General features: G+C 59.8%; 7 protein-coding genes. 4 read left to right on the top strand and 3 right to left on the bottom strand.

Annotated elements, in window-relative coordinates; all coding sequences use genetic code 11:
• Positions 1-234 precede the first annotated feature (234 nt).
• The 4 genes from J3367_RS20900 to J3367_RS20885 all read left to right on the top strand — a co-directional run bounded on the left by J3367_RS20900 (position 235) and on the right by J3367_RS20885 (position 3,689).
• Positions 235-1,860 (top strand): putative bifunctional diguanylate cyclase/phosphodiesterase, encoded by a 1,626-nt coding sequence (locus J3367_RS20900; protein ID WP_024350026.1) that lies wholly within the window; start codon positions 235-237, stop codon positions 1,858-1,860.
• Positions 1,857-2,300 (top strand): BLUF domain-containing protein, encoded by a 444-nt coding sequence (locus tag J3367_RS20895; protein WP_024350027.1) that lies wholly within the window; start codon positions 1,857-1,859, stop codon positions 2,298-2,300. Before J3367_RS20900 ends, J3367_RS20895 begins: the two co-directional genes overlap by 4 nt.
• 198 nt (positions 2,301-2,498) lie before the next feature.
• Entirely contained in the window at positions 2,499-2,684 is a 186-nt protein-coding gene (locus J3367_RS20890; protein ID WP_024350028.1) for a hypothetical protein, read from the top strand.
• Positions 2,685-3,416: 732 nt separating this feature from the next.
• Positions 3,417-3,689, top strand: coding sequence for a hypothetical protein (locus J3367_RS20885; RefSeq protein ID WP_024350029.1), 273 nt, complete (start codon positions 3,417-3,419; stop codon positions 3,687-3,689).
• 112 nt (positions 3,690-3,801) lie between these two features.
• Here the strand turns inward: J3367_RS20885 and J3367_RS20880 are convergent, their stop codons facing one another.
• The 3 genes from J3367_RS20880 to J3367_RS20870 all read right to left on the bottom strand — a co-directional run bounded on the left by J3367_RS20880 (position 3,802) and on the right by J3367_RS20870 (position 7,561).
• Positions 3,802-4,029 (bottom strand): hypothetical protein, encoded by a 228-nt coding sequence (locus J3367_RS20880; RefSeq protein WP_155898425.1) that lies wholly within the window; start codon positions 4,027-4,029, stop codon positions 3,802-3,804.
• Positions 4,030-5,821: 1,792 nt separating this feature from the next.
• Positions 5,822-7,075 (bottom strand): RNA polymerase sigma factor, encoded by a 1,254-nt coding sequence (locus J3367_RS20875; protein WP_024350030.1) that lies wholly within the window; start codon positions 7,073-7,075, stop codon positions 5,822-5,824.
• Positions 7,076-7,138: 63 nt separating this feature from the next.
• On the bottom strand, positions 7,139-7,561 hold the full coding sequence (locus J3367_RS20870; RefSeq protein WP_024350031.1) for a YciI family protein: 423 nt from the start codon (positions 7,559-7,561) through the stop codon (positions 7,139-7,141).
• Positions 7,562-7,891: the final 330 nt, after the last annotated feature.

Genomic DNA, 7,891 nt, shown 5'->3' with positions numbered 1-7,891 from the left:
CGTGACCGCAGATCCTCGCTCAACGCTCTGGCCATCATCCACCTCCATCGAGGTAGAAGTTGAACCAGACGTCGGGCACACCGTCACTTCACATCCGATTCATCGATCAGAGGATGCGCTCTAGGCGCAACCCCGTGGGTGAAGTGAAGCTCACTGCTTCGGTCGTAATCTTAGCCGAGCTTTTACTGTTATCCCTGCAAGGTGCGGTATCGCGAATTCCGGGGTTCCGCCGTAATGCAAACACGTCAATTTATCCCAGCACGCGAAGGGCTTCTTGACGCGGCAATCTCTCGGCTGACGGTACCCGTTCTCGTTCTCGACGAAGACGGCACCGTTGTCGCTGCCAGTGCAGGAGCGGAGGCGGTACTCGGGAAGCATGTCATCAGCGACGATGTCGGATCACTTCTCCTCGCTAACGCCGCCGGCGATTACTCTACAGCGGGTCCGGCGCGGCACGACTGGATCCGTACAGTCATTGGCAGTGTCCTGCCCGTCCGCATCGAGCCTCTCGGTGAAGCAGGGTTCCTTCTTACGATCGACCCTGAATTGGCTCAGACCATTCTGGAGGAGCACCAGGTTCCAGACGACCTGACGGGACTCCCACGGCGCAAGGAACTTTTGACGAGGCTGAGCACCGCTCTCGAGAATGCTCGTCGTGACGAGCTTCAGGTCGCCGTGCATTGTCTCGACCTCGACCGCTTCAAAATCGTCAACGATACCTTAGGCCATCCCATCGGTGACGCGCTTCTCAGAAAGGTCGTCCAACGGATGCAGTCCGCATGCCGGAAGAGTGATCTCATCGCGCGGGTGGGAGGCGACGAGTTCGTCATTGTCCAAGAGGGTGTACAAACCGTTGAAGCGGCAGAGGCGTTGGCCAAGCGTCTCGTTGATCTCGTCGGTCGAACCTACGTCCTGCGTGGGCATACGGTGAATATCGGTGTGAGTATCGGTGTCATGTTGTCCGATGGGGAATCGGATCCAGACACATTGATGCGAAGTGGAGACCTTGCTCTCTATCAGGCGAAGAGCGCGGGCCGAGGGTGCTTCGCGGTCTTCGAGCCGTCAATGGACATGGCAATGCAGGAGAGGCGGACTCTCGAGATCGATCTGCGCAGGGCGCTGGCGCTGAGAGAGTTCGAACTCGATTACCAGCCGCAGATCGACCTCTCATCCGATTGCCCTGTCGGCTTTGAAGCACTCCTGCGGTGGAACCACCCCAAACGTGGCCGCGTCTCGCCGCTCGCCTTCATACCGCTGGCCGAGGAAACAGGCCTGATAACGCCGATCGGCGAATGGGTGATCCGAACCGCGTGTCACGAGGCTTCATCCTGGCCCGGTGACATCTCCATAGCCATCAACATCTCCGCCGTACAGTTCCGCGGCGGCGGCCTTGTCGAGACGGTCCTGTCCGCGCTTTCCCAATCCGGTCTGAGGCCGGAGCTGCTCGAACTGGAAATCACCGAGAGCTCCCTGATCGACAATACGGAGATGGTGTTGTCGACCCTGCGGCAACTCAAGGAAATCGGCGTTCGGATTTCGATGGACGATTTCGGCACGGGATATTCCTCGCTCAGCTACCTCCAGAAATTTCCGTTCGATAAGATCAAGATCGATCAGTCCTTCGTCCGCGGCGCGGATGAGAGCAACAATTGCGGAGCCCTCCTCAAAGCCATCGCAAGCATTGGCGCCAGTCTAGGTATGAAGACAACAGCTGAAGGTGTCGAGACTGAAGACCAACTAACCCGAATTCGGAACGAGGGCTGCACGCAGGTCCAAGGTTATCTCACCGGACGTCCAATGGGCGCTGGTGCCATCAACTCGTTCCTCGAAAAGAAGCTGACGAAAGACCTCTGCGCATGAGCAACGACCTCCACAAGTTGGTCTATTACAGCCGCAACCGTATGGTGGCGGACGATACGGAACTGCGTGACGCGGTCCAGCAAATCCTTGCAACCAGCCAGGAAAACAATCTGCAAGCCGGGGTCACCGGCGCGCTGATGTTCAACTCGGGCTGCTTCGCCCAGATTCTAGAAGGTCCGATGGACGCTCTCGAAGAGACGTTTGAGCGTATCCAACAGGACGAAAGGCACGGCGACGTCTCGCTGCTGGCCTTCCAGCCGACGACCACTCGCACCTTCGAGAATTGGTCGATGGCCTTCGTAGGCTCATCGCTGGACGATGCGGCGCGATTTGCGGATGTTGCCCGAGCAACGGCGTTCGATCCCAGTCGCATGGACGGTGATCGTATCCATCAGATCCTTCGTGACCTGACGATTGCCGAAGAGAATGCCGCAGTTTGACGGCTATAGATATTGTTCGTGCAGGCGATGCATCTGATGGTGGCGCCAACAAAGAGCCGCTTGATACGGAGCAAGCCATACGACCCAAATGGGTATAATTATTGGCGAATTATCAGAGATACGTGGAACTGTTGCGATCGCGTGCCATTGATTAGCTGCGAACAGAAATTGTGTAGCGCGATGCGCTAGGAAAATACGATGGCGACCCTACGAAACGCAGTCTTGGTCCTCGCAGCAAACCCGGATGTCCGCCGCTTCTTGACGACCCGTGCTGGCTTGAACATTGAGTCCAGTTCTCCGGACATCTTCGCCGAAAAGCTTGCCCGGCTCGACGAGGTGGTCGCAGCTCAGCGCATCAGCCCGGAAAAGAAACAGCCAACATAGCAGCAATCTGGCGACATCCCAGATTAGTATGATTGGCAAACGGCCTGTGTCGAGCGCACCCCCGTTCAGGCCGCATGATTTATTTGGGTCACAGGACGAATCTCGACCTCGGTCATTCGGCTGACGCAGGTATCTGATGTCGTTGCACACATCGAGGCTCCCCCCAAAAACCATCATGAGGCAGCGACCTCGGAAGGACCCTGACCCCCGCGCAGACATCAAAGCGGGAGTTGACAGCGAGCCGCAATAAAAGGGCGGAATAACAATGGGCCCCGGAAGCGTCCGCCGTTTCTCTCACTCTCCACCTGAGAATGGCCCGAGCCGCTTTGTTCTGCCGACCATCGATAACCATCGCTGCGCTCCGCTCGCGTTGGCGCTGCCGAAAACCGTGCACTCGGCACAGGCAGAGCGTTATAAGATAAGCTGTCGGTTGTGCGAGCCTCCGCGCGCAGCGTTTACGCTTCGCTAACCAGGTCGTTCGCTTTTTCCTGGCCCGTCGAAATTGCGCCCAGTCCGGGGCTTACTCCTCATGGCAACCAAGAGGAGCAATGACGATGCGTGACCGACCCGTTCGCGAGCTGAAGACAGACCGTGCCCACGACGTCGTCACTTATGGCTGTTACGCTGCCGCTACGGTATTTGCTTTTGCGTGCGCATACTTGATTTTCGTCCCTTGACGAGTTTGTCAGAACTCGCAGCGCGTTGCGCGTGGAGCCTGTCAGGATGCGGGAAATGAGAGCCACCAAGCGCTTACTACAATACGCCGCCATCGGCCTTGGCGCCCTGATGCTGACCGGCTGTGTTGCCGGGAGCGGCTACTACAGTGAGACCTATTCGGGGGTGATCTACGAGGAGCCGGTCTATGCCGAACCGGTGATCGTGATCGATGACCGGCCGCGCTATCGCCATCACGACTATTACCGTCATCGGGACTGGAGACGGCACCCCCGCGACCGCTGGGGTCGCGATTATCGATATAGGGATCGCCGCTACCGGCATTACTGATCCGACCATGATCCGGCGTCGGATGCAATTATGATGGATGGCAGACTTCCAAAGCGCGAAACCCTGCTTGCCCTCGCGGACGGGCCTGCATGGCTTTGCGGATCCATCTGGTTCAAAAGGGCGAGGGGCAATTCGCTCCAGTAGAAGGCGACGGCGCTACAATGTCGCTTTCGGCAGACTCGTAATAATCCGGCGAGGGCCCACCGCTAAGCCGCTCGCTCACTACCCGATTTACGTGATCAGTTTCCGTCTCGCCGTTCGCGTCGGAGTCGGTGGCGACCTTCGATCCGTCCTTGCGATGCTCCGCACCGTCCTTCGTTGTCTTGCTGATCTCGGACATCGTGACTTCTTCCTGTTTCAGTTCGAGGAAGGCTCGGCACACGCTCTGGTTCCGAGGTCGAGCATCACGCTGGCGCCCGACGCGTTTAATCGCGCCTGAAAGGCGTATTTTGCGCGATCCCGACCTGACCGCTACAGACGCGAGCGGTGGCGGATTGTCCGTACAAGCTCCGTTTGTCTGCTTTCTCAAAGCAAAATCTGGTACTATGCCAATAATGACAGCACGGCGCGGTGAAGGCGATCCCGAACGTAGGGCGCTATGCGCCACCCGCAGTACGTGGTTTCAGTCGACGAGACTGCAAATGCCAAGATGATCAACGAGATGCTGGCGACCACCGCCGATCGATGTGCTGACCTTTGCGGAGTAGCGCCGCTAGCCTCTGTTTGACTGCCCCGGCCGCCCGCTGAGGCGGCTTTTTTATACGGCGATCATTGAGGCGGCTCGGCAAATGGCGCCGGGACGTGGTCCATCGCCGAGCCTAATCGCAAGCGGGGAATGGTCCGGCACGCGACTGTTCCAGAGTACCACGCCATTGGGGGTGCGAGGCTCATACTTGCAGTATTTTCTGCAGGCGGCCCGACAGCATCGCATCGCGGGCAAGGTCACTGCCGGGCCTGATCATGGCGCGTCTCAAAACACCACGACCGAGCGATGGTAGTATACTCAAAATGTCCAATTGAAGGCGGCCCGGCAACGTCCACTGTTGGGAGCTGCCGGGCCTGATCGCGGCTCATATCTCTCCCCACCGCGACTAACCCATTGTAACATAATGACCGGCGCCTGCGAGGCGCCGGATTGCCATCGGATAGGGAGCGCGCGGCGGCTCGGCAGGCGGCGTCAGAAAACCCACCATTGCCGAGCCTGATCGCGGTTGGGTCACGGACCCAAAAGCATCGCCGACACCGATAGCGTGGCGTCCATTCGTCGAGAAAGGCAGCCCGGCGGGGGAGTTTTGGGAAACAGGCCGCCGGGCCCGTCACGGTCGTGTGGGGGCGCCCTGGAGGGACGGCCACCGTGACGGATCGTTCATAGCAAGAACGCGTCCAACGCCAAAGCCCTGTTCGTCCCATGGCTGGGATTCGCGCGTATGGCAACCGCATCATCATGGATGCGGCCCGACAGCGACGCTGTCGACCCAAGGGAAGCTGCCGGGCCTGTCGCGGCTAGGAGGTTTGGCCTTGGAAGGACAGCAGCCACGACAGCTTATTCATAGCAAGACTGGCGCGAAGCGCAATTTGTGCTGGACGTCTAATCGCTTTCGCCTCGATCGCCAGTCGCTTCCTCAGTGTCGCTACACGAAGGCGGCCGACGACTCGTTCTAACGGACTGCTAGCAACTGACCCAATCACGAGCGGCCCAAGCCTCGTCGTTCAGCCAGAACAGTCGTGCCATCTGATCCTCCCTTGGCTCCTCTGCGCACGAGGGAATCTGACTTGCTCTGGAGCTTCAACAGGATGAACGAGTATCGACCCTAGAAGGGTCGAGAGCCGGAGGGCAGCCTTCTCGTCGTGGAGGCTCGAAAGATGCCGGTCCGCTTTCGGCCCGCTTCTGCAATCAGGAATTAATTCTGGTCCAGGTGTTCATCCCCTGGCACTCCAACTCGCGAACTCTCCCAGTTCGTGCTTCGAGGAGCCTGGTGACGTCCTGACATCCATGTACCTGTATCTAAACTGGGTCCATTCGGCGTGTGCGTTTTTCTGCTCCGAACCAGCGGGCCGGCTTCTCGACAAGCCTACTGCGTCCTTTGGTTCTCCGCCGACCTCTAGAAGGACAGTTCAGACCGCGGTAGGGGTCAATTGCACGCGGCTGCACGAGCGCAGAGAAAAGCTCGTTCCCGTTGGTTCCGGGTAAGCACGGCCGCTGCCTCAAACTCCAAACGAGCCTCGTCCGTGCGACCGGCCCTAAACAAAAAGTCGCCTCTCGCCGCTGGTAACGGAGCATAACTGCGAAGGGCCGCAGCGTCTGCCAGTTCGTCAATCAACCGCAGGCCTGCTTCGGGTCCGAACGCCATACTGTGGGCAACTGCTCGGTTGAGATCGACCACAGGCGATGGCATCACCACTCTCAGCCGGTCGTACAATGTTGCAATGCGGCTCCAGTCGGTGTCGGCGGCGTGCCGTGCGCGCGCATGGCAGGCGGCAAGTGCGGCCTGGAGGGTATATGGACCCGTTCCGCCGATACCTTCGGCAAGCTCCAGCGCTTGGAGCCCGCGGCGGATCAACAACTGGTCCCAGCGCGCGCGGTTTTGCTCTGTAAGTGTTACGAGCGCTCCGTCAGGCCCGGTCCGTGCTGCCAGTCGCGAGGCCTGCAACTCCATCAGCGCAAGCAGGCCGAGCACTTCGGGCTCGTTCGGTTGGAGTGCGGCGAGGACGCGGCCAAGCCGCTGCGCTTCAGTGCAGAGCGCCGGGCGCAGCAGATCCCCGCCTGAGGTGGCGGCGTAACCTTCGTTGAAGATCAGGTAGACGACTTCGAGAACCGAGCCGAGCCGTACGGCACGCTCTGCTCCGCGCGGCACCTCGAAAGCGAGCCCGGCCTCGCCGATAGTCTTCTTTGCGCGCACGATCCGCTGTGCAACCGTCGACTCCCCCGCCAGAAAGGCCCGCGCGATCTGTTGGACCGTCAGTCCCCCGACCAAACGTAGCGTCAGCGCTGCTCGGGCTTCCCGTGAGATAACCGGGTGGCACGCCGTGAAAATTAACGCGAGCAGTTCGTCTCCGAGATCGTCATCCATTGCCGCTTCGATCGCCTCTACGGGGTCGACGGCGTCGTCGAGGCTGCGAGCCAGTTCGGCGTGCTTGCGTTCGAGCATCCGTTCGCGGCGCATGCGATCTATCGCGCGTCGCTTTGCCGCTGCCAGCAACCAAGCTCCGGGATTGCGCGGGACGCCGGTCCTGGGCCATTCGGCAAGCGCAGTCAGCAATGCGTCCTGCGCCAACTCCTCTGCCCGATCTACATCACGAACCATGCGGGCAAGGCTCCCTATGAGCCTCGCCCGTTCGATCCGGAACACCGCCTCGATCGCCGAGTGGGTCTCGCATGTCGTCATGCGTCCATTCTTGCGGCAATAGTCGTTGGAGGCAAGCAGCGCGACAGCGCGCAAGCCGACGACCTACCGACCCTCAAGCTTCTGGCGCACCCGCTCGTGAACGGCCTCGGCTTCCGGAGTCATAATCTCTTCGAAATCGGACATCTCGTACACTGGCCGGATTTCGATCTCGCTCGGTCCGAACATTGGATTGGGGCAGCGCTTCACCCAGGCAACTGCCTCATCCATGTCCTTTACTTCCCATATCCAGTAGCCGGCGACCAGTTCGCGCGTCTCGGCAAAGGGCCCATCGATTACCGTGCGGCTGGGTCCGTCGAAGGCAATCCGCTTGCCCTGCGAGGAGGGCTTGAGCCCGTCGCCGCCCAGCATGATGCCCGCGTTAGCCAGTTCCTCATTGTACCTGCCCATCGCCTCCAGTAGCTCCGGCGGCGCCATTCGGCCTTCCTCGCTGTCGGTGGTCGCTTTCACGAACACTACTACACGCATTGTCTGTCTCCTTATTCAGGTCAGGCTCGATAGCCTGATATGAGAACGACGAACGGGACCGCCGATAATCGACATGACCTCAGGAGAATCTTCGATGCTGGACGCAAGTCCGTGTTCGCCTGTTTCCGCAAACATCGCGTCCGGGTGCCGCCGGGCTGTGAACCGGTTCGCCCAGACGGCCATCCCCGGGCTGGATTGAGAGGGCTAGAGCGCATCCTCTGATCGATGAATCGGATGTGAAGTGACGGTGTGCCCGACGTCTGGTTCAACTTCTACCTCGATGGAGGTGGATGATGGCCAGAGCGTTGAGCGAGGATCTGCGGTCACGGG

Source organism: Aurantimonas sp. NFXS3, assembly GCF_049132005.1.
Lineage (GTDB): Bacteria > Pseudomonadota > Alphaproteobacteria > Rhizobiales > Rhizobiaceae > Aurantimonas > Aurantimonas coralicida.
Note: the sequence above shows the minus strand (reverse complement) of the source record. Positions and strands in the feature narration are given on the sequence as shown.

Excerpts from the sequence above, each read along its gene's own strand:
- J3367_RS20890 (WP_024350028.1), top strand. The coding sequence starts at position 2,499 with ATGGCGACCCTACGAAACGCAGTCTTGGTCCTCGCAGCAAACCCGGAT.
- J3367_RS20875 (WP_024350030.1), bottom strand. The coding sequence starts at position 7,075 with ATGACGACATGCGAGACCCACTCGGCGATCGAGGCGGTGTTCCGGATC.
- J3367_RS20895 (WP_024350027.1), top strand. The coding sequence starts at position 1,857 with ATGAGCAACGACCTCCACAAGTTGGTCTATTACAGCCGCAACCGTATG.
- J3367_RS20870 (WP_024350031.1), bottom strand. The coding sequence starts at position 7,561 with ATGCGTGTAGTAGTGTTCGTGAAAGCGACCACCGACAGCGAGGAAGGC.
- J3367_RS20880 (WP_155898425.1), bottom strand. The coding sequence starts at position 4,029 with ATGTCCGAGATCAGCAAGACAACGAAGGACGGTGCGGAGCATCGCAAG.
- J3367_RS20885 (WP_024350029.1), top strand. The coding sequence starts at position 3,417 with ATGAGAGCCACCAAGCGCTTACTACAATACGCCGCCATCGGCCTTGGC.
- J3367_RS20900 (WP_024350026.1), top strand. The coding sequence starts at position 235 with ATGCAAACACGTCAATTTATCCCAGCACGCGAAGGGCTTCTTGACGCG.